General features: G+C 51.0%; 18 protein-coding genes. 5 read left to right on the top strand and 13 right to left on the bottom strand.

Annotation, left to right across the window (positions count from 1 at the left end; genetic code table 11):
* Nucleotides 1-41 precede the first annotated feature (41 nt).
* Nucleotides 42-920, top strand: a complete 879-nt coding sequence (gene dapA / locus Q1B27_RS21615; RefSeq protein WP_299851046.1) for a 4-hydroxy-tetrahydrodipicolinate synthase — start codon at nucleotides 42-44, stop codon at nucleotides 918-920.
* 99 nt (nucleotides 921-1,019) lie between these two features.
* Here the strand turns inward: dapA and fghA are convergent, their stop codons facing one another.
* The 3 genes from fghA to Q1B27_RS21600 all read right to left on the bottom strand — a co-directional run bounded on the left by fghA (nucleotide 1,020) and on the right by Q1B27_RS21600 (nucleotide 3,944).
* Nucleotides 1,020-1,793, bottom strand: a complete 774-nt coding sequence (gene fghA, locus Q1B27_RS21610; protein WP_299851166.1) for an S-formylglutathione hydrolase — start codon at nucleotides 1,791-1,793, stop codon at nucleotides 1,020-1,022.
* Between the two features lie 69 nt (nucleotides 1,794-1,862).
* Nucleotides 1,863-2,540, bottom strand: coding sequence for a hypothetical protein (locus Q1B27_RS21605; protein ID WP_299851043.1), 678 nt, complete (start codon nucleotides 2,538-2,540; stop codon nucleotides 1,863-1,865).
* A gap of 3 nt (nucleotides 2,541-2,543) precedes the next feature.
* Complete coding sequence (locus tag Q1B27_RS21600; protein ID WP_299851040.1) at nucleotides 2,544-3,944, bottom strand: selenium-binding protein SBP56-related protein; 1,401 nt, start codon at nucleotides 3,942-3,944, stop codon at nucleotides 2,544-2,546.
* 856 nt (nucleotides 3,945-4,800) lie between these two features.
* Here Q1B27_RS21600 and Q1B27_RS21595 point away from each other — a divergent pair.
* Complete coding sequence (locus Q1B27_RS21595) at nucleotides 4,801-5,319, top strand: OsmC family protein (protein ID WP_299851035.1); 519 nt, start codon at nucleotides 4,801-4,803, stop codon at nucleotides 5,317-5,319.
* 144 nt (nucleotides 5,320-5,463) lie between these two features.
* Here the strand turns inward: Q1B27_RS21595 and Q1B27_RS21590 are convergent, their stop codons facing one another.
* From Q1B27_RS21590 to Q1B27_RS21565, 6 genes are all read right to left on the bottom strand, one after another.
* Nucleotides 5,464-6,336, bottom strand: coding sequence for an MBL fold metallo-hydrolase (locus Q1B27_RS21590; RefSeq protein ID WP_299851032.1), 873 nt, complete (start codon nucleotides 6,334-6,336; stop codon nucleotides 5,464-5,466).
* Between the two features lie 398 nt (nucleotides 6,337-6,734).
* On the bottom strand, nucleotides 6,735-7,022 hold the full coding sequence (locus tag Q1B27_RS21585; protein WP_299851029.1) for a DUF4242 domain-containing protein: 288 nt from the start codon (nucleotides 7,020-7,022) through the stop codon (nucleotides 6,735-6,737).
* Between the two features lie 61 nt (nucleotides 7,023-7,083).
* Nucleotides 7,084-7,482, bottom strand: a complete 399-nt coding sequence (locus Q1B27_RS21580; protein WP_299851026.1) for a rhodanese-like domain-containing protein — start codon at nucleotides 7,480-7,482, stop codon at nucleotides 7,084-7,086.
* A gap of 83 nt (nucleotides 7,483-7,565) precedes the next feature.
* Nucleotides 7,566-7,889 carry a 2Fe-2S iron-sulfur cluster-binding protein gene (locus Q1B27_RS21575; protein ID WP_299851163.1) on the bottom strand — a complete coding sequence of 108 codons (324 nt, stop codon included), beginning with the start codon at nucleotides 7,887-7,889 and terminating at the stop codon, nucleotides 7,566-7,568.
* A 115-nt stretch (nucleotides 7,890-8,004) separates the two neighbouring features.
* Nucleotides 8,005-8,454: a CoA-binding protein gene (locus Q1B27_RS21570; protein WP_299851023.1), complete on the bottom strand. Its 450-nt coding sequence runs from the start codon at nucleotides 8,452-8,454 to the stop codon at nucleotides 8,005-8,007.
* Between the two features lie 10 nt (nucleotides 8,455-8,464).
* The gene (locus Q1B27_RS21565; RefSeq protein ID WP_299851160.1) at nucleotides 8,465-9,814 is read right to left on the bottom strand and encodes a selenium-binding family protein; all 1,350 of its coding nucleotides are present in this window, start codon (nucleotides 9,812-9,814) and stop codon (nucleotides 8,465-8,467) included.
* 148 nt (nucleotides 9,815-9,962) lie between these two features.
* Between Q1B27_RS21565 and Q1B27_RS21560 the strand changes: the two genes are divergently transcribed.
* The 3 genes from Q1B27_RS21560 to Q1B27_RS21550 all read left to right on the top strand — a co-directional run bounded on the left by Q1B27_RS21560 (nucleotide 9,963) and on the right by Q1B27_RS21550 (nucleotide 13,164).
* Nucleotides 9,963-10,715 (top strand): IclR family transcriptional regulator, encoded by a 753-nt coding sequence (locus tag Q1B27_RS21560; protein ID WP_299851020.1) that lies wholly within the window; start codon nucleotides 9,963-9,965, stop codon nucleotides 10,713-10,715.
* A gap of 233 nt (nucleotides 10,716-10,948) precedes the next feature.
* Nucleotides 10,949-11,758, top strand: coding sequence for an IclR family transcriptional regulator (locus tag Q1B27_RS21555; protein ID WP_299851018.1), 810 nt, complete (start codon nucleotides 10,949-10,951; stop codon nucleotides 11,756-11,758).
* A gap of 293 nt (nucleotides 11,759-12,051) precedes the next feature.
* Nucleotides 12,052-13,164 carry an S-(hydroxymethyl)glutathione dehydrogenase/class III alcohol dehydrogenase gene (locus tag Q1B27_RS21550; protein WP_299851015.1) on the top strand — a complete coding sequence of 371 codons (1,113 nt, stop codon included), beginning with the start codon at nucleotides 12,052-12,054 and terminating at the stop codon, nucleotides 13,162-13,164.
* 675 nt (nucleotides 13,165-13,839) lie between these two features.
* Here the strand turns inward: Q1B27_RS21550 and Q1B27_RS21545 are convergent.
* The 4 genes from Q1B27_RS21545 to Q1B27_RS24565 all read right to left on the bottom strand — a co-directional run bounded on the left by Q1B27_RS21545 (nucleotide 13,840) and on the right by Q1B27_RS24565 (nucleotide 20,504).
* The gene (locus Q1B27_RS21545) at nucleotides 13,840-14,880 is read right to left on the bottom strand and encodes a GlxA family transcriptional regulator (RefSeq protein WP_299851011.1); all 1,041 of its coding nucleotides are present in this window, start codon (nucleotides 14,878-14,880) and stop codon (nucleotides 13,840-13,842) included.
* A gap of 86 nt (nucleotides 14,881-14,966) precedes the next feature.
* Nucleotides 14,967-16,784 carry a PLP-dependent transferase gene (locus Q1B27_RS21540; RefSeq protein ID WP_299851008.1) on the bottom strand — a complete coding sequence of 606 codons (1,818 nt, stop codon included), beginning with the start codon at nucleotides 16,782-16,784 and terminating at the stop codon, nucleotides 14,967-14,969.
* A 658-nt stretch (nucleotides 16,785-17,442) separates the two neighbouring features.
* Nucleotides 17,443-20,241, bottom strand: coding sequence for a 2Fe-2S iron-sulfur cluster-binding protein (locus Q1B27_RS21535; protein WP_299851006.1), 2,799 nt, complete (start codon nucleotides 20,239-20,241; stop codon nucleotides 17,443-17,445).
* The gene (locus Q1B27_RS24565; RefSeq protein ID WP_367181379.1) at nucleotides 20,238-20,504 is read right to left on the bottom strand and encodes a sarcosine oxidase subunit delta; all 267 of its coding nucleotides are present in this window, start codon (nucleotides 20,502-20,504) and stop codon (nucleotides 20,238-20,240) included. The genes Q1B27_RS21535 and Q1B27_RS24565 overlap by 4 nt, the downstream gene beginning before the upstream one ends.
* Nucleotides 20,505-20,513 lie beyond the last annotated feature (9 nt).

Below are 20,513 nucleotides of genomic sequence, written 5' to 3'. Positions count from 1 at the left end.
TTTCGATACCGATCGCCGTTGGCTCTATTGAAGGAAGGTCAATGTTCAAAGGTTCCATTACTGCGCTTATCACCCCGTTCGTCGATGGGGTGATTGATGAGACAGCGCTGAGGCGATTGGTGGATTGGCAGATCGACGAGGGCAGCCATGGGTTGGTTGCCTGTGGCACAACCGGCGAAAGCCCGACACTTTCCACCGCTGAGCACAAGAAGGTAACGGAGATCGTCATTGAGGCAGCAGCCGACCGGGTGCCCGTTATGGCAAGTGCGGGCAGCAACACTACGGCAGAATCAATGGATTATGCCCGTCACGCGCAAGAGGCCGGCGCTGATGGCTTGTTGGTGGTAACTCCCTACTACAACAAACCCAATCAAGAAGGTCTCTACCGGCACTTCAAAGCTGTCGCGGAAAGCACGCATTTGCCCATTACCATTTACAACATTCCGCCTCGAAGTGTAGTCGACGTCTCGGTTGAAACCATGGCTAAACTCTTCCGCGATTGTCCCACCATAACGGGTGTTAAGGATGCAACGATGAACTTGGCCCGCCCTTCCCAAGAACGAATGGTCTGTGGTTTGGATTTCGAGCTCTTTTCAGGCGAGGACGGAACAGCATTGGGATATATGGCACATGGCGGCCGAGGATGCATTTCGGTGACAGCCAACGTAGCACCGAAGCTTTGCGCCACATTTCAAGAAGCTTGCTTGATTGGCGATTTTGGCACGGCATTGCGAATTCAAGATCGCTTGATGCCCCTGCATGAAGCCCTGTTTTTGGACCCTAATCCGGCTGGCGTCAAATACGCGCTAAGTCGCATGGGACTGGCTGCCAATGAGTTGCGTAGCCCACTTTTTCCGGCGAGCCCGAAGGCGCGCGAAGCCATCGATACTGCAATCACCAAATTAGGTTTAATCAAATAGCAAATTTGTAAATTAGCGCCTAGACGGCGATTGTCCGAAACTGTGTATTCGATGACAGCATGTCGTACAGATACCTTTCAGCATCGGGCGGCTGTTTTTCTATCGCATAGTCAATGCTGCGTGATGATGGCGTAAGTGGTCGTCAATGAAACTCGCAATAAAGAAATAGGAATGATCATAGCCCGGATGAATGCGAATGTTCGCGGAAACACCGGCCTCTGCGCAGGCCTCAATGAACAGGTGGGTTTTGAGCTGTTCTCCCAAAAAGTTATCCGCTTCACCCTGATCAATCAGAATGGTCCCTTCAAACCCGTGAGATTTGACCAATTCGCACGCGTCGTGTGCGGCCCATTTGGTGGGGTCTTTTCCAAGATACGCGGTCAGTGCTTTTTCTCCCCAAGAGCAGTTCATGGGTGATACGATCGGAGAGAATGCTGAAATCGATTTGAATAGTTCCGGGTGGCGCAACCCGATCGTCAACGCTCCGTGTCCGCCCATAGAGTGTCCCGTAATGCCAAGTTGCCCAACGTCGACATCTAAATCACCTGCCATCAGTTCGACCAAATCCTTCGTAATATAGTCATACATTGAAAAATGCGGTGCCCAGGGCGATTGAGTTGCATTGACATAAAACCCCGCTCCCTGTCCTAGCTCGTAGGCTTCATCATCGGCCACGAAGTCGCCACGCGGGCTGGTGTCAGGAACCACAAAAATCAATCCCAGCTCAGCAGCCACGCGCTGCGCGCCGGCTTTTTGGGTGGCGTTATCCTCGGTGCATGTGAGACCGGATAAATAAACCACTGTGGGACATGGCTTCGTCTGAGAGAGGAAAAACTGCCACGCGCATCGGTGTTCGCGTCGCCTGACTTTCATGTTCCACGGTGAGTTGGTGGCCACCGAACATGGTTGTCTCAGAGATAATTTCCATAGTGTTTCCTCACATCAATGCCCTGAATAGGCGGAATAAATGCCGAATGTTCCAACGAGTGTCAGGCTAATGGCCCAGAGGATGTCGAGGTTGAACCAACTCCTGACGATAAATTTTAGTCCGAACCAATAGTATGCAATTACCGCGACCGCGGCGCCAGCCCCCGTCATTGCCAAAGTGTGCGCCGTGGCCACCATGAAGGCGGCAGTGATATTATTGCTCATCAGCGATTGAGCGGCGGCATGGCCTGTCGCTGAGACACTGCCGGGTTCTAAATGGCCGCAAATTCCCAGATAGATAGGCACCAGCATTAGCCCAGCACCATGTGCCATCGCCGCAAGAAAGGACCAAAGAACTAGTCGTGCAGGATGCACACGTGCAAGTATCCTTGGATGCCCGCGGTTGATCAGAAGGTAGATACCCATCATGATCACAAGGGCACCCGCACCAACTCGGATTTCTATTTCACGCTCCACCAAGAAAATCATTAGTGTGAAGGGCAACAAAATGCTGATCATTGCAATAAAGTGCCCAAGTGCAAGCATGACCAACGCCTTCGGCATGGCGCCGTGTTTTCGTTCCATGAGTGCAGCGGACACCGCCAGCGGCCACCCCATACCCGGGTTGATCCCGTGATATAGCCCGGAAAAAATGACGGCCCACCAAAGGGCCGTCAGAGACAGGTCTTCCATTGCTTATGCCGACGGATAGCAGAAGCTGTCAGTGGAGCAATCCCCGCCTTCCAAACGGATTTGATGCGCCCGATGCCCTTCTGGGAAATTAATGTAAAAATCGGGATCAAGTTTAAAGCGGCCATCCTCGCCGACAGTCGCCATTACCATCTGACCACCCTCTTGATGCGGGTAGAACTGGTCATCCCAAGAAGAATAAAGCGAATTGGTCCAGTATACGCGCTTCCCGTCTCGACTAATCTCGACCATCTGAGGTCCGTAGACAAACGCTTTGCCGTTGGCGTGCTTTGTTTCCCGCGCAATGCCGCCCAGTTCTATCTTGCCGTTGAGCACCGGGTTCATCGGGTCAGATACATCATACTGGTGCATTTCTCCCAGTCCCCAACAAGCCACGTATAAGTATTTGTCATCGAGGCTTAGGTCTATATCTGTCACCAACGGCGGCACAGCGCTAAAACCCTTTAAGAGCTCCGGAAGGTTCTCCGGGTCCTCTGGACGTGGGTCAATCGTGATGGTCTTTTTAGATTTCCACTTACCATCCTTGTCCCTCCACCACGTAAAGATTGCGCCTTGCAGATTGGCCGTATCGACCACGACACCGCAGAATCCGTATGACTTGGTCGGATCATGCGCGGGGCGGATCTCGAGCGCCATCTGATACTGCTCTCCAAAATCCATCGTTTGGACGTTTTTGCGCGCGCGCAAATCCCAGAAGTGAATGGAATGGCCGTATTTGTTGGACAAAAGGTCCTCAGGTACAACGCCGCCTTCAAATTGTGGCGGCAGGCCCCATTCGGAACTGACCATATAGTCTTGCGGTAAATTCCACCAAAAGTCATAGTGTTTATCTTGTTTGCCTCGGTCCATTTCATAGCGTCCGATGATCTCGAAAGTCTCGCAATCCATGATGAAGATACCGGGAGGGCCGTCAGTCCCATCAGCTCCTCCGCCACCCAAAGTAGAGACGTAAATGCCTTCCGGTCCGCAATGAATTGTGTGTGGGCGCGAATACCCAGTCTTTTCGAATACCTCTTCTGGTTCGATGACCTTGTGAATCTTGGCTTTCAACGGCTCTTTCACATCGAAGATGTAAATTCGACTGGATCGGATACCAGGAACGATCAAATAACGCCTTTCCATAAAGGCGTGACCTGACAGTGGCGACAGCGCCGATGAACACGCGTTCCAGCCAAAGTGATGGAATTCATCGCCAGTGGTAGGCGTCATCACAGTATGGACGATTTCACCATAAGCCTCCGAATCCGCGCGCAGATCAACAACGGCCAAGCCGTCATGTTGACTGGCATCCTTGCCAAGCATCACGGTAAACGCAAAGTTTTCTACGGGCGCCTCCATAGCCAGTTTGGGTGACGCGTGAAAAGTTGGATCTGGTCTTATTTTCATTTCATCCTCTCATTGTGTTTTCCTCGCTTCGCATCATTGGAGCTATTGATCAGATGCGAGCGGTTGAGTTACGCCATTAAGTTTTTTCGAAACTTGCGTATGCTGATTTCGGATACCCGACCTCGTCAACAAAGCGACCCTGCTGGGCCCGCGGCCGACGCCACATCACCCATCGCCCAAGGGCAGCAATGGCTTCGAGATGGACGTTCAAACGGTCAAGCTGCATCTTGCACTAATGTATTAATTTATGAGATATTCTATCATATAATGATAAGAAGTCGACTTATTTCAAGCCATATTTTCAACAGCGTGGAACAATTAAGGCGCGCTTCGTTAGCCAAGATCGAGAGGCGCCAGATTGAAGTCAAATATACCCGAACCCGTGGATCACGCGCGGCGGCGGCGACCTAGTCAAGATCAAGAAAGCAAGTTCTTGTCGGATCGAAAAACGAGGGCTCAAGGCGCGATAACGAGCAAAAACCCTATATCCCAAAGAAATTCGCTAATGCTCCTAAACGCAAAGTCCAGCCAGACTTAAGTGAAGTGCTTACCTTGACGGATTCAATCCGCAGCATTTCACATCAAACGGGTCATCTTCGCCATGTGAGTGAATAATCGGCAAAATCCTTTGCCGATCAAGGGTGGAGTTTACAATAGTGTTATCAAATATTGGACTTTTTTATCGAAATATGATTCAATAGTCTGGCGCGATATATCGACGAAGCCGCGCCAGACTACTGGCATCGTGGCAATTAGGCAGTGCTTTCACGCATTTTCTTGCCTTGCACCGGATCAGATACAGAAATTCAGTGCCGCCTTCCCGCTAGTAAAGACCCACATTCCGAGGAGGACTAGAATGACGAAATCCACAACTCATCTAAACAGCGTAGACATCAGCAAGGTTGCCGAACTCGCTGAAAAAATTAAGCAGGAGCCGGAAGCGGCCAACACCAAGTGGAGTGCAAAAGTGCAATGGAAAGAAGGGTTTCACAGCGAAACTCAAATCCGCGAATTCTCGCCGACCCCTTGCGATGAACCTGACGCGCTAGGGGGGTCTGACCATGGTCCCAATCCTGCGGAGCTTCTTTTAGGAGCACTGGGCAATTGCTTGGCGATTGGATATGCCGCCAATGCGACAGCTGCGGGTATCGAAATAAGAGACATGAAGATCAATGTGGATGGTGATTTGGACCTTCACACATTTATGGGACTGCGTGACGGGCACGCAGGATTTGACAACATATCCGTCGAAGTTGCTTTGGATTCGGATGCCAGCCCCGAGCAACTTGATGCCTTGCATGAAAAAGTTCGCACGACTTCTCCCATCGGCCACACTGTAAACAATGCAATACCTCTGACGATAACGTCCGTCTGATCTTGGCCGGTCTACTCGATCAAATGGGATTTTAAGTCATCCGTAAATACAATACAAAATTAGAAGCTGGCCATTGATTGAGGTCAGCTTCTTTTCATGCGTTTTCCAAATTTGGTGTCGCGACGGCGCAGTTACCCAAGGACCCTAAAATTTATTCAGAGGGGTTTTCAAATAGACATTACCGTCATCTTCGGGCCGCGGTAGTTGGCCAGCGCGCATATTGACCTGAATAGATGGAATGATGAGTTTTGGCATCCCCAGTTGTTTGTCACGGTCGGTTCGAAACTCGACAAATTCAGCTTCCGACTTCCCCCCACCGACATGAAGGTTGTTAGCTTTCTGTTCGCGTACGGTGGACTGCCAACAGAACTCGTTGCGGCCAGGTGCTTTGTAGTCATGGCACAGAAAGAGGCGTGTCTCGTCAGGTAGCGCTAGAATGCGTTGGATCGAATTGTACAGTTGGGTCGCAGAACCCCCGGGGAAATCTGCACGCGCTGTCCCGAAATCTGGCATAAACATCGTGTCTCCGATGAAGGCGGAATCACCAATCACATAGGTTACGCAAGCCGGGGTGTGACCCGGTGTATGCAGTACGCGGACATCCATATTTCCAAGCTTAAATGTATCGTTGTCTTCGAATAGACGGTCGAATTGGCTACCATCCATTTCAAATTCTGTACCCGCATTAAAGATTTTTCCGAATACTTCCTGAACAGTTTGGATATTTGCACCGATCGCAACCTTGCCGCCAAGCTTTGCAGCCAGATACGGTGCGGCCGATAGATGGTCGGCGTGAACATGTGTCTCAAGCACCCACTTTACTTTCCAACCGTTAGAAGTGATCTCACCTATTAACATGTCGGCATGTTTGGTTTGCATACGACCTGCAGCAAGGTCAAAATCCAGAATTGAGTCGATGATCGCGCAGGCCGACGACGAAGGGTCCTTTACAATGTAACAGGCCGCATTTGTGCTTTCATCGAAATAGCTGTGAACTTCCGGTTTTAAATATGCCATTGATTTTCTCCATTTTTTGCACCGGTGAATAACGTCAAGCCGCAACAAAAATCTTGATCATCTGCAAAGAAACGCCGCGCACGGAAGGCTGGTTGCCATGGACTTCACTAAACTCAGCACACGTTAGACTAATCCGATATCAACGCGCGGTTTCAAGGATTCTAATCGTTGAAACCCATGTGCCACATCGGAACAATCGATTAGCTTCCGACAAGTCTTCTGGGCGGCACACTGCTTATCGCAGAGTGCTTGATGAACCGATTTCTGAAGAGAAAGAACAGTCTGCCGAACGCTGACCTGCTCTAAACACTTTCATCAGTACAAATCCTCCCTCACGCAGCGAACTGCAGCCGGCCTTTAAACTAGGGTCAGAGGGAGAAATTATACATCAAACCCACTCAGCTTGGTTTTTCGGTCGTGGGGTCGATCATCTTGCTGATAAGTGTAACTTTGGTGGCGGGAAATCCACTAATTTCCGCGTGTTTTTCAATAGTGTCTTCGTCTTTAGCCAGATACACGCAAAAGGTTTTATCGGCAGCAACGAAGCTTTCCACCCACTGAATATCGCTTCCTAGCTCGTTCAGCGCGGCATTTGACTTCGCGGCCGCTTCTCGTAGCTGTTCGCGCTCCAAAGTGCCGACTTCCGGGATATCCCGCTCAATCATAAATTTCGATAATACCGCCATCGTTTTCCTCCTTAGATTTTTCGAGACTTGTTAAATTTAGGCTCCAGATGATGTTATGGCATCAGTCAATGATTTCCACCGCAGCACCATCCTTTTTCCACCGTGAGAATCCGCCGTCGATATGGACGACACCATTCATACCCATGTCGATGGCCGTCTTGCCCGCAAGCGCAGATCTCCAAGAACTCGCACAGTAAAAGACATATGTCTTATCCTGATTGAAAACCTCTTTGTGATAAGGGCTTTCGGGATCTATCCAGAATTCCAGCATGCCCCGAGTGCACGAGAAAGCGCCAGGGATTTTTCCCTCTCGCTTTATTTCCCTAGGGTCCCGCAGGTCGACAAAAATATGGTCTTCTCTATCAAGAAGGCTCACCGCATCCGATACTGAAATACGCGGAACGACCTGATCCGCATCTTCGAGAAGCGCCTTAATTCCATTTGTAATTGTCTGTTTCATTCTGCCTGCGTCCTGCTGGATAATTGGATTGATTTCCTAGGTTCAGATGAGCACGTGTTTGGTCGGTTAGAGTAACTGGAGTCCTACGACCATGCCCCCAGTTTCTTGGTGAATGGGTTTTCGTAAAGACGGTCATGAGATTCTACGCCTTCTTCGATAACGCAATCCGTTTTGGGCCGCGCTACGCATAGCAAGATATAGCCTTCTTGCGACTGCCGCCTGTTCAATGCGGTCGCCCCTGGCTGACGCACCTTCCCGGAAACAAGTTTCGCCGCGCATGTTATACAGCCGCCATAGTCACACCCGATCGGCAACTGAACCCCAGCACGTAGGGCAGCGTGGTAGATCGCTTCACCTTCACTCACGGATATCGTAACGCCGCTGTTCCTGAGTTCGACATGGTACATTGGCTGATCCGTCAATGTCGTCTTCCTTCCGCTTCGCCCCGGTGCGCCGCCGGGCGTCTAATATCAGAAATTGTTCCGCACCCATTCCCTGGGATACGTCCTTGTCGTTCGGCTCTCAGATCACCTGGTTGAGCCGTGGTTTCCAGAAAGGTCGAAACAATTCGATTTTCGGACAGCGGTTCATGACGACCTGCAGCCCCGCATCTTCCGCAAGTTTCGCCGCATCTTCGTTATAGACGCCGATCTGACCCCAAAGAACTTTTGCACCCGCATCAATGGCTTCCTGCGCTATGCCAGGCAGCGCCTCGGGGCCGCGAAACACCTGCACCATATCGATCGGCTCATCGACATCAGCGATCGAGCCATAGACCTTCAGTCCGCGGATCTCATTCCCCGCTTCTTTCGGATTTACAGGCTTCATGTTGTAGCCACGTTCATTCAGGACCCTGAGCACACCATAACTAAATTTTGTGGGATCGGGGCTGGCGCCAACCATGGCGATCGTATTCACTTCGCGAAGTATGTCTGCCAGATAATCAGCGGGGTATTCTTCCTGATGATTCATATCGTATTCCTCATACCCAGATATCCGATGTGCAATCACCGCCAGGATAGCGGGTTTCGTGACAACGGCTGGGGCCGTTTGGTTCTTTTCCAAAATCGACAATAAAGTCGGGATTGAGCGTCATGCCGCCATTCACCGGGTCGCAGTCGATCATGACCATGACACCGCCTTTGGTACGAATGTCCGGGTAGAACTGATTGTCCCAAGTGGAAAAGAGAGAAGTCGTGACATAAAGCCGCTTACCATCCAAGCTAAGCTGGAACATCTGCGGCCCACCAGCCATCTCAACACCATTGACGACAGGTGCCTTGTTCAGCAAACCACCCATCCAAACCTGTCCGGTCAGAACTGGGTTATGCGGGTCGGAAATGTCATATTGCCGCATATCGCCATGTAGCCAATTGTTAAGATAAAGGTATTTGTCATCCATCGACACCAGGATTGCTGACATCACACCTGGCAGTGGAATTGGCCATTCGGGGTGTGGTTCGTTTTCTACGTCGATAATCTTTTCCCATTGCCACTTTCCCGCATCATCCTTCCACCAGTGAATGACGTTTGAACTCAGAGCCGCACCGCAAAACCCGTGCGAACTGTCCGGATTGTGGTGAAATTTGACCTCAAGCGGTACCAGACCGTCTTCACCCAAATAGAACGTTTCGACGGGCACCTTTTTCTCAAAATCCCAGAAGTGAAGCTCCCGACCATATTTCAAATGGCCTACTTCCTCCAAGTCAAAGCCCGGCATAAAGGTGTTTGGCGCCGCCCATTCAGAAGATACCATGATATTGTGGCGCGGCTGGTACCAGAAATCATATCCGAACTTGATGTCACCCATGGAGTTTTCCCAGCGGCCAACAATCTCGAAGTCCTTGTTTAAATGTAAATACCCTCCCGGTGCATTTCCTTGGGCATCCCCGAGAAACGAGATGATGATTTCCGACCCCAGGCAATGCACTGTATGGGGTCCCGACAGGTTGGTCTTGGCTTTGATTTCCGCGCCGTCGATAACTTTATGCAGCTGCGGCGCACGCGGATCTGTTGCGGTGTCGACGACATGAATGTTGTTTGACCGGACACCCGGCAGCAACAAGTACTTGCGCGACATGCTGCCATCGTCAAAACAACTAGAACAGGCATTCCAGCCCATGTGATGTAGTTCATCACCAATGCCGGGCATTTCCAGTCGATGTATGACCTGGCTATAGGTGGGGCTGTCAGGGTCAGCATCAACTGTCGCGAGATAGTCCGGTTTTTGGATGCCGGTTCCGGTATAGATTGCGATCGAATAAAGCAATTTCTCGCGCGGTGCCTTAATGGCTTTCTCTGGAGAGGCGTAGCCTGGGCCACAGCAGGTTATGCTGTCATTTGATGTGGTGCCATTTTTTTCCGTCAAGATTCTTACCTTGCCAAATTATCGTGAATATGGCTCTAGCCTACGAGAAATCGGTTGTTTGTAAAGAAAAAATCTCAAAAAATGAAAAATGATCCCAAAAAATGAGAATGCAATGAGTATTGATCGCCTGATGAAAGTGTTGGAAACGCTTGCTGTTGCTGGGCGTCCGATATCCGCAACTGAGCTACAACCGATGACTGGAATACCGCGCCCTACTTGCTATCGGTTGCTGCAATCTTTCGCTGAACATAGGTTTTTGGACGAAACTGAACAGAAATCGCGATTCGTAATTGGAGCGCACCTAGTTCAGGTGGCACTACTGGCTAAAACTGACGCTGGTGTCGCCGGTGTCGTTTCTCCTGTCATGAAAGAGGCGGCGGCACAATTCGGTGAGGCCGTCTTCCTTGCACGGCTTCGATCCAACAACGTCTCGATCATCCATGTGGAAACACCGGAACACAATAATGGATCCTACTTCCACCCAGGGTTTGGCAAGAGACCACTGCACGCATGCTCTTGTTCAAAGGCTATCGCTGCATTTGCACGCGAAGAATTTCGTGAGCAGGTTTTAAATGGGCAGCTCAAGTCTTTTACGAAACACACCACCGCAGATCGACAATCGTTGGAGGCCGAATTGCTGGAGGTCCAGAAACTCGGTTATGCAGAATGCGTGGAAGAGATTGAGCGAGGCGTCTCAAGTGTGGCCGCACCAATTAAGATTGGGGGTGCAGGCGCGTTGTTTAGCGTTGGTGCAATTGGAGCTATTAAGCGATTTGACGCGAAACACCGAGCTAAACGAGGGGAAAAGTTGATGGTTATCGCAGAGAAAATCAGCTCCCTAATCCAGTTCAATGGTCAGTTCTAGCCTGTTCGATTGGTCAGGACTGAACCGAGCGGTGCGTGCAGACTTAGGTGTCGCGAGGGCAAGCCAAAGTCCTGTTGGCAAGATTTTTGGCCCACTCTCGTCACAGATTGCTACCGCAAATCTTTTTTGGCAGATCGGAAGACATGCACAATTTCAGTATCGGTCGCGAAAATAGTGCTTTTACAAACGATTCACCCAATATACGATAAAAGAGTCCATAATATGAGAATAAAATGCAAGAACGTCTTATTCAGCTTTTAGAAGCAATCTCCGGGGCGTCGTCTCCTGTGAGTGTTCGTCGCCTTGTGGAGATGACTGGGCTTCCCAAACCAACCATCTACCGCAATGTTGCGTCTTTGGTTGAATGTGGGTTCGTTGACGAAGTAGAAGGTGGGAACCGATATGTTCTAGGGCTTCGATTTGTGAAGATTGCCCTTATCGGAAAATCGGATAGTCACGTTATCAACGCCGTCTCTGCGATGATGCAAAAGGTGGTTAAAGAGATATGTGAGACTACATTTTTTGCGCGGTATCGAGCGGGTCGTGTAGATCTCATTGAGATAGAAACCCCCTCAGATCCAACTATGTCGTATATATATCCGGGTTTGGGGGGGCGGCCGTCACACGCCTGTTCATCGGCAAAGGCGATAGCCGCTTTTATTGAGCCTTCGGTACGTGAAGAGCTTTTTGACGCCAGTCCAATTAGGTTCACCCGAAACACGATTACGGACTCAAAGAAGATCGAAAAAGAGATCGCTCAAGTGCAGCGATATGGTTACGCCGTTTGTGATGGAGAGATCGACGAAGGTATCACAAGCGTTGCTGTACCCGTCAATGTAGAACGACTCGGCTCAATTTTCAGTATCGGTGTCGTTGGGCCGTCGGCAAGAATTACCCAAAACATTCAAAACCGGATATTGCCGGTCCTGACCGCGCAAGCGCTTAGAGCTTCTGCCGCGCTACAACATTGCACGGTAGTCGAAGCGGAAACGACGAACGCATCAATAGTGGCCGAAGCCCAATTTTCGGCACGCCTTGACTAATGCAAAAGGAGCCAAAAGATTGCGCATTCATGCGGCGACCGGCGGATGTTCGACCTTCCAAACCCCGTTCTTGATTAGGGGGCGCTGAACGTGTTTCGTGGTGATTTCACGGAAAATGGCAAGGGCGTGAATGGTGACGGTTCGCGCCATGCTTTAGGATTTCCAATTAGCCCTGCCACGATCAAAAGATGGAATCTGAAGCACTATTTGCGAACGCTGCCTCTCCACTTGTTGAGACGTTAGCAACGGGTGTTCGATTACGACCACAACAATAACTGATGAAGGAGGAGACCATGCGTACGAAAGCCGCCGTAGCCGTTGAGGCAGGAAAACCGCTTGAGATCATGGAGGTGAATCTCGAAAGTCCGCGTATGGGTGAAGTTCTGGTTGAAATCAAAGCCACAGGCCTGTGTCACACCGATGAATTCACGCGTTCGGGGGATGATCCCGAAGGAATCTTTCCCGCTATTCTCGGACATGAGGGCGCCGGTGTGGTCGTGGAGATCGGTGAAGGCGTTACGAGCCTCGAAGTGGGGGACCATGTAATTCCGCTTTACACTCCTGAATGCCGTGAATGTGAGTATTGCTTGAATCCGAAAACCAACCTGTGCCAAGCGATCCGGTCAACGCAGGGGCAGGGGCTGCTGCCAGACGGTTCCACACGGTTTTCGATGCTCGATGGGACGCCCATCCATCATTACATGGGGTGTTCAACCTTTGCCAACCACACCGTTGTTCCTGAGATTGCTTTGGCAAAAGTACGCAAGGACGCACCCTTTGATAAGATTTGCTATATCGGATGCGGTGTGACCACAGGAATTGGCGCGGTAATCAATACCGCGAAAGTGGAAATTGGCAGCCGGTCTGTGGTCTTTGGCCTCGGCGGGATTGGTCTAAATGTAATCCAGGGTCTGCGACTTGCGGGCGCCGACCAAATCGTTGGCGTTGACCTGAATACCGGTAAGGTCGAAATGGCGAGGAATTTTGGAATGACTGACTTCGTAAATCCGAGCAAAGTTCTTGGAGACCTTGCGGCACACCTGGTTGAATTGACTGGAGGTGGCGCAGACTACACATTTGATGCAACCGGCAATGTCAATGTTATGCGGACTGCCTTGGAATGTGCACACAAAGGGTGGGGTGAAAGTATCATTATCGGCGTCGCGCCCGCGGGGGCCGAGATTGCCACACGCCCATTTCAATTGGTTACCGGCCGAGTGTGGCGTGGCACTGCATTCGGAGGCGCATCAGGGCGCACCGATGTTCCGAAAATCGTAGACTGGTACATGGACGGCAAAATTGAAATCGATTCAATGATCACGCACAAATTGTCTTTGGAGCAAATCAATGACGGATTCCATCTGATGCATGAGGGTAAGAGTATTCGAGCGGTTGTTGAATTCTGATGCGTTAAATTGCCAACGTTAGTTGACCGCGTAATTTCAAGCAGGACCCAGGAATTAGGAGCAGAGGTGTATTCTCGAATTTGAAACCCTGAAGCTTTGCTGGGCCTTTAGGATCAGTTATCCAGCGTAGATACTATCAAAGAACGATAAGTGGTGGCTTGCTAGGCTGCTCGGTGTGCTCCCTCGGCCAGTTTCGATCCATTTGGAGGTTCTTACGAACGGGTTAGTAAACGCTCCAAACCTGACATGGGCTGAAGACGAATTACTTGAAGCGCATTAATGTCAGCTATGCGGAAAGATTTAGTCGCTTGGGTTTTCTGATCTTCAGTCCATGTACCCTGACTACGATGGCCTTCGCATGAGTTCGCAGTGGCGGTATATGTCGCGGATCTTGCTGGTCTGACCGAAATGTTCGATGCCAAGCGAAATTGCCTGATGGCCGGAGACGCCGCTGATCCAGCACAAAATTGCCGGGTTGACCGTCGATGACCATCACGTGCCTACAATGCGCTGATGGGCCTTCCAACAGGCGCTCGACATGAGAGATAGCTGCACGCCAAGACTTCCATCCATCTCACGCTCAGAACTAAAGTTTGCAATAAAACCAATGTTACAATTTCGGGCTTTCGCCGGAGCGATTTTCTGCGTCGGGCTTGAGTTTGGACAAACAGCGAATTATTCGATGAATTCCGGTATTTGAGTTTTTTTTAGTGTGTTTGCCAACTCGCCGATGTCGTGGCGCGGCGAAACGTCATAAGCGTTTTTGTAGAGGCTGGTAAAATAATCGACCGATCCAAAACCGGTGACTGCGCATATTTCGTTAATTGTCATAGTAGTTTGTGTGACCAACTCGCGCGCGCGTTTAAGACGGGCTTCCAAGTAGTAGGCTCTTGGTGAAATTTTTAACTTCGCTCTAAATAGTCGTTCTAATTGCCGCCGCGACAAACCAACCAGTTCGGCGATATTGCTTAATGAAAGAGGTTTTTCAATGTTTTCCAGCATTAAGTTTACAGCTATTGACAGGCTTGGATGCTTTGCGGCGGTTCGATGGGGCTCAAGTCGCGGTTGCCGTTGATCGCTATTTCGAAAACGCCAGCACCCTAGTTTGTCCGATAGCTGCTGCGACAGGTTGGCGCCCAAAGCCGAATGGATCAAAAAAACCATGAGGTCCAGCATCGCGATACCCCCTGCGCATGTCATCACTCTGCTATCAACAGCGTAGATCGATGGAGTGAGCTTGATGTTGGGGTGGCTTCCAATCAATTGTGGATGACATTCCCAGTGTGCCGCTACGGATCTGTTAGCAAGCAAACCTGCGTCCGCAAGAGCTTGAACCCCAGTTCCGACCCCGCATATGGCTTTTGCTGAATGTGACTGTTTCTTAAGCCATTGGATTACTCTCGCAGAAATCAAATTTTGATTTCCTACAGCGCCAATGATGACGAGAATTTCATCATGGCTTATTCTTCCGCGTAGGTCGACGTCGACGGCGTAGAGTGTGCTGCAAGATGCCGCTGCGCCAGTACCGTGTTCACCAATAATTCGCCACGAAAACTGGCTTTTCCCACCAACTCGGCAGCCAACAGAAAGGGGCTCAATCGCGCATGCGAAGCTCAAGGAGCAAAATCCATCAAGAAGGAGAAACGCAAATTTCAGTACTTCATGGGAGGGTTGCGATTTGGTCCCTGCCGCAGAAAATGAGATAAGATCTTTCATGCCAATCTCTCTCCCAGGTATTGAACTGCGGCAGGTCAATTAATTGGAGCGCTTCACGGGCGAGCCCGGTGAAGCGCTTGTTTTGGCTATGACAGGAGATCACTGTATGTCGGCAGACGTTCCAGATGCGAGCGATGAACCGACAGCGTTGTTTCGCGAAAAATGCGGTCGATTTCTTCAGGATCAGGGAACCCAGAGGAGAACCCTGGAATTTCAGGATCGATCGTTACCTCAGCCGCGCGCTGAATATGCGCTAGAAACACTCGTGGGTCTTCGAGACCAACGGAGATCCGGGTGGTCGTTGGTTCGATCGTTGCCTCTCGAAGAGCTGCGTCGCTCATCTCAGAATGTGTGGTCATTGCAGGGCACAGCGCGACCGTGGTCGTTTGACCGAGGCTAACCTGCATACCCACCGCGGGTTCCAACATGTCAAAAAACCGTTTGAACGTTGCGCGTGGCACACTGGGACGATCACCTTTGCCTTCCATATCGATGGTGAAAAGACCAGCCGGCAATCCAAGATAGGCACAACGTGCCGCAATCTCGTGGTTGTCGTTGTCTTCGATTACCGGGCATGAAACGTTAATGTCGGGATGGGCGTCGAATGCGCGAGCCAAAACAGTTGTGTTGATGGCCTTTTGCAGCACACGCATCTCGAATGTCTTCATTCCGTTGAGAACTTCGAAAGCCTTGTCAGCGTCCAGAAAAGCTCCCTTGATGTAGAAGACATTCCAGAACAAAGTCTCATTCCAGTTAACGGTCCGGGGAGAACCGTCGGGCCAAGTGCATGTTACGCTTTCATTTTTCGGTACGAACATGTCCTCGTTACGAGCGATTACGCAGCCCGCAGTGGTGGTGCCGAATCCTGCCAAATCTTTGGTATAGGAATGCATGATGAAGTCGGGGCGCTCCATCCGATCAGGATTTTTGAGCAGCGGATGCAAAAACGGTGTGCCAACAGTCGAGTCACAGATTACCTGCCAGCCACGTTCGTGCGCAGCGCGAGAAATAGCTGGAACATCAAGTACATAGCCATGAGGATTACAGGGGCTTTCTAGATAGATGTAAACTTTGCGTCCGTTTGCGATCCGGTTAGCGTAGGTTTTGGCCGCGCTGTCCATTGCCTCTTCAAAAGCCGCACCATCAAACCCGTCGACCCATACCAGCGCCGCATTCATGTTGGAGGGCTTGGCGTACCAGTCATGCAATAGTTGATAGGCTCCGCCATAGATGTTTCGAGAAGCCAAGATGATGTCATCTCTACCGATGACATGGCCCAAGACACCATCAATCGCAGCCATTCCGGAATTGAAGTTCCAGGCCATATATTGGTTCGCTTCGGATCCGCACTCCACATCAATAATGTGATTTGCCAGACTGATTGAAGTCGGGTTCATCAGGCGAGAGTATATTTCATGCAATGGCTCGCGACCGGTGAATGCATCTTCGACCCACTCGGTGCATGCAAAAAGATATGTCGCGGTTCTGGTGATAACCGGATTGGCGGAAAAGATCGCCGCAACGTTGTCGAAGATAGGGTAGGGGCCTTTGCTGGCGAATCCCGGGGCATCCGTCGTAATAGATTGATAGGTCGCCCGCATCGGATTTTGAAGCGTGTCGAGGATCTTAGCAAGTTGGAAACAGATGAACCGCTTGGCATTGAACCAAGCAATTCGATCGTTCCGATCCAGGCCTTTAAGGCCGTCCATCGTGACGCGCATCAGCTCATGCGTGGCGACGTTTGCATCATAAAGTGAAGCGGCCAGTCGAACCAGCGTTTCACCATACTCAGTGTTGGTATCGATACCGAAATGTCGCGCCTGTTCCGAGGCGAGACTCTGCGCGTCGGAATGATTCGTTGAATTGCGCAGCGGGCTCAACTGTCGAAGGGCAAGATCTGTCATGGGGTTCTCCGGTCTTTGTGGTTGCTGTAGCAGCATTCAGGAATCAATAAGTACACATATGTCCATAAATTTTTTCCCAAAAAAATCCAGTAAAAATTAAACTTTTTGCGGATATTATTTAGATAAAAATTATCGAAAGTACATTTACGTCAAGGTGGCTTGCATTCTAGTCGCTGCTTGGCGTAGGGCCTGCGCAAACGCATCTGAGTGCGCATGGTTTACATGCACTCGCACTGTGTCATGGCTTTCGTATCTGTATGCAAAAACTCCAAACCCGAACAAAAGTCGGCTCGCAGAGCGAGAAGGAGCTTCAAAGCTAATCTCCGCACCACGACGCATTAGCGCCAGAGTATTAGGTCCCGAGATTTCGAAGACGGTCAAAGCGTCCGTAACGTCTGAAACCGCTTGCGACAGTTCACTATCCCAGCCGTCTTGCACAAACGGTCCGTTCACTACAAGAACGCGGTCCCGACGCAGGCTAAGAACGTAAGACTGCCCGCAAATTACGTCTGGCCACCCCAGCGCGTCTGGCATGCGGGTTAGAATATCCGAGGCTGAAACCAGTGCTTGAGACTGCATGGTGACGCATTGAAATCGAAAACCATCCCCTTCGAAGGTAGCCAGCTCCCTACCCGCAGGCGCCCATTTCATACGATCGTCACGCATCGAGATGCACTCCTTCAGGGTCATAAAAACAGGGTGGACAAACGGTAGCAGTAACTGTTTTGCCGAGGTGCCAGACAGTTATTTTCTCTCCTATCCGTTCCGCGCCTTGTTCCAATAGACCAAGCGCGATTGGACGTTTTAGCGTTGGACTATCATAGCTTGATGTTACGTAACCGAGTGTTCGGGGTTTTGATCCATCAGCAACAATATGAGCTCCCGTCGATAACATTGCCGAACCAGTATCCACTTCTAATCCCACAAGAGCGCGACGATCGGTTTCATTGCCGACCTGCATGTGCAAGGAGCGGTCTCCGATAAAGGCCGCCTTCTTCTTAAGCCTCGGTACAGTGAAGCCCAAGTCATGTGGCATGGTCAGGCCATCAGTGTCCTTTCCAACGATTATATACCCTTTTTCCGCTCGCAGGATCATCATGGCTTCGCTGCCCACAGGACCAGCGCCAATGGAGGCGCCGGACTTCAACAGCGCATTCCACAAGGCGGTCGCATATGTATTCCTGATTGACACTTCGAAACTCAGTTCGCCGGTGAAACTCACGCGCGCGACACGAATTGGCGCGCCGTCAAATGTTCCTTCCCGAACAGTCATGTGGGGGAACGCATCGGCGGCAAGTTCAATTCTTGTATCAATTTTTTCCAGGATGTCGCGCGCCCTAGGTCCTGTAACAGTTACTGTAGACCAGTGTTGAGTTGTGTCATGGACGAAGATCCGCTCAGGATCGTTACAGTCTTGGCGCCAGACCTCAAGATGGTCGCGCACGTGATCGACATGACCGGACGAACAGGAAATCACAAATCGGTTATCACCCAGTCTGGCAACTACCCCGTCATCCATAACAATACCGCGTTCGTTGAGCAGAAATCCGTATCGAACATGGCCGGGTTTAAGGGTCGCAATGGTGTTGTAAAAGGCGAAGTTTACAAAGGCTTCGGCATCTGGTCCTAGAATTTCGATTTTACCAAGCGGAGAGGCGTCAAAAATTCCAGCTGTTTCACGGACCAACTGCACTTCATTGAAGATATGTTCTGTCGGATCACCAGAGCCAAACCAGCCGGGGCGAAGCCATCCGCCATATTCCACCAGCGCTGCATCGGCTGCGCGATGTTCAGGTTCTAACTTCAAGCGTTTTAATGGTGAGAACAGCGTTGCTTTGCGCTGGCCAGCGTAAAGTGCAAGTGGTTGAGGGACAAATGGTGGGCGAAACGTGGTTGTGCCGACTTCCGGTATAGGGCGGTCGAGCACGGCCGCCATAGCCGCCAATCCGGACATGTTTGATGTCTTTCCCTGGTCGGAGGCCATACCCAACGTAGTGTAACGCTTGAGATGCTCGACGGAGACGTAGTTTTCTCGGGCCGCTAACTCGACATCCTTTATAGTTACGTCGTGCTGGAAGTCGATCCATTGCCGGCCTTTCGATCCGGGTTTCGGCCAAAGAGGGGTTAGCTTGTAGCTAGACTTTTTATTGGGTCGTGCTGTGTCGGCACCGACGGCGCGCGCGTCGTCAAGTGCGTGCTGAAGGTCAAAAAAACCGTTAGCTGAACCGACGGCAATCATTCCTTCTGGTGCTTTTCCGGGTACGAAGGCCTGCAGATCGTCGTTCCAATCTAGTTTGCCGCCAGCATGGCGCCAGAGATGAACAAGCGGTGTTTGTCCACCAGAGCATAAGATCGTGTCCGCATAATGAAATGCACCGTTCAATTCAACGCCACGCAATCTCTTACCGCCTATCGCACAAGCATGGCCCGCTGTGGGGTCAAGAGTGACAACATTTGCGCCCGCCTGCTCGAGGGTGCGTGCAGAAGATTCAGCACCGCTGTTGTTGGATAAAGTGGCTATATTTCGGCCCACTAAAACTCCATAACGCGCTAGAAACTCACATGCTCCGTCTAGCGACATGACACCCGGACGGTCATTGTTGGCAAATGTAATTGGGCGATCGAGCGCACCGGAAGCAAGAATTATTCGCCCTGGACGCAATCGCCAAAGTCGGGGCGGGCATCCAAACTTCCCGTGTTCTGCTAGTCCGACTAACTTGTGATCGTGGATACCAAAAGCAGTGGTTGCGCGCATCACCCGCCCACCGCCGGATTCGATCGCTGCAACTTGCGCTTCCACCCAATCCGCCGCCGCCTGACCTTCGATTAAGCCAGTCCTGAATAGGCCACCTCCTACGGTTTTCTGATCGTCAACCAGAATCACGTTTTCGCCTGTTTCAACAGCCTCTCGCGCTGCCGCCAACCCAGTGCCGCCGCCCCCGATCACCAGCGTGTCGCAACAATCATGGACCTGATCAGAAACATAGTCTTCGAACACATCGCGGCTGATTTCACCGAGGCCTGCCATCTTGCGGATGACCGGTTCAAACAGATGCCAGTTCGGCCACATGAAGGTTTTGTAGTAGAAACCGGCGGTAAGCCAACGGTGCATAAGATCAAGCCCGCCCTTTACGTCAAACTGAGCAGAGGGAAAGGCATTTACACTCCGCGCGGCCATGCCGTCCTCCAAATAAGTTGTTGTCGCCGCGCAGTTTGGAAACTCTCGCCCATTCAATTTGACGTTCATAATGGCATTGGGGTCATCTACCCAAGCGGACCAGGGCCCACGAGGTCGATGGTATTTGAAACTTCGCCCCATGATGCGCACGCCATTTGCCAGCAGCGCAGAGGCCAGCGTATCGCCGTCAAAGCCAGTATAACTTCGGCCGTCAAAAGTGAACACAAGTGGGCGTGTGCGGTCAATCAGTCCGCCGTGATCGATGCGGTAAGAAGTCATGTGACCGGCCCTCTGCGGGAGGTAGAATAAATTACGTCCATAGTCAGGCTGTTTCGCTCCATCACAAAAAGCTCGTGACATGGAAGATGCGACCAGACCTCGCGGACAGCGCCTTTAGTGTTGCGCTGTTCATTCAGGTAGTCAGACCACCCAATATCGGACACAAGCTTGGTTGTGTCGGGGCGGATCTTTCCGGCTTCTCGCTCGAAATGGAACTCCCTTTCATCACGGGGACCACAGAAAGGACATATAAAGATTTGCATTGAACCTCT

Source organism: uncultured Roseovarius sp., from assembly GCF_947489715.1.
Lineage (GTDB): Bacteria > Pseudomonadota > Alphaproteobacteria > Rhodobacterales > Rhodobacteraceae > Roseovarius.
This window is presented reverse-complemented; position numbering and strand designations above follow the sequence as displayed.

Bases quoted from the DNA above. Each gene is read 5' to 3' on its own strand.
- Q1B27_RS21545 (WP_299851011.1), bottom strand. From the start codon at position 14,880: ATGAAAGATCTTATCTCATTTTCTGCGGCAGGGACCAAATCGCAACCC.
- Q1B27_RS21585 (WP_299851029.1), bottom strand. From the start codon at position 7,022: ATGGCGGTATTATCGAAATTTATGATTGAGCGGGATATCCCGGAAGTC.
- Q1B27_RS21570 (WP_299851023.1), bottom strand. From the start codon at position 8,454: ATGAATCATCAGGAAGAATACCCCGCTGATTATCTGGCAGACATACTT.
- Q1B27_RS21540 (WP_299851008.1), bottom strand. From the start codon at position 16,784: ATGACAGATCTTGCCCTTCGACAGTTGAGCCCGCTGCGCAATTCAACG.
- Q1B27_RS21575 (WP_299851163.1), bottom strand. From the start codon at position 7,889: ATGTACCATGTCGAACTCAGGAACAGCGGCGTTACGATATCCGTGAGT.
- Q1B27_RS21560 (WP_299851020.1), top strand. From the start codon at position 9,963: ATGAGTATTGATCGCCTGATGAAAGTGTTGGAAACGCTTGCTGTTGCT.
- Q1B27_RS21550 (WP_299851015.1), top strand. From the start codon at position 12,052: ATGCGTACGAAAGCCGCCGTAGCCGTTGAGGCAGGAAAACCGCTTGAG.
- Q1B27_RS21535 (WP_299851006.1), bottom strand. From the start codon at position 20,241: ATGACTTCTTACCGCATCGATCACGGCGGACTGATTGACCGCACACGC.
- Q1B27_RS21590 (WP_299851032.1), bottom strand. From the start codon at position 6,336: ATGGCATATTTAAAACCGGAAGTTCACAGCTATTTCGATGAAAGCACA.
- fghA (WP_299851166.1), bottom strand. From the start codon at position 1,793: ATGAAAGTCAGGCGACGCGAACACCGATGCGCGTGGCAGTTTTTCCTC.
- Q1B27_RS21555 (WP_299851018.1), top strand. From the start codon at position 10,949: ATGCAAGAACGTCTTATTCAGCTTTTAGAAGCAATCTCCGGGGCGTCG.
- Q1B27_RS24565 (WP_367181379.1), bottom strand. From the start codon at position 20,504: ATGCAAATCTTTATATGTCCTTTCTGTGGTCCCCGTGATGAAAGGGAG.
- dapA (WP_299851046.1), top strand. From the start codon at position 42: ATGTTCAAAGGTTCCATTACTGCGCTTATCACCCCGTTCGTCGATGGG.
- Q1B27_RS21595 (WP_299851035.1), top strand. From the start codon at position 4,801: ATGACGAAATCCACAACTCATCTAAACAGCGTAGACATCAGCAAGGTT.
- Q1B27_RS21605 (WP_299851043.1), bottom strand. From the start codon at position 2,540: ATGGAAGACCTGTCTCTGACGGCCCTTTGGTGGGCCGTCATTTTTTCC.
- Q1B27_RS21600 (WP_299851040.1), bottom strand. From the start codon at position 3,944: ATGAAAATAAGACCAGATCCAACTTTTCACGCGTCACCCAAACTGGCT.
- Q1B27_RS21580 (WP_299851026.1), bottom strand. From the start codon at position 7,482: ATGAAACAGACAATTACAAATGGAATTAAGGCGCTTCTCGAAGATGCG.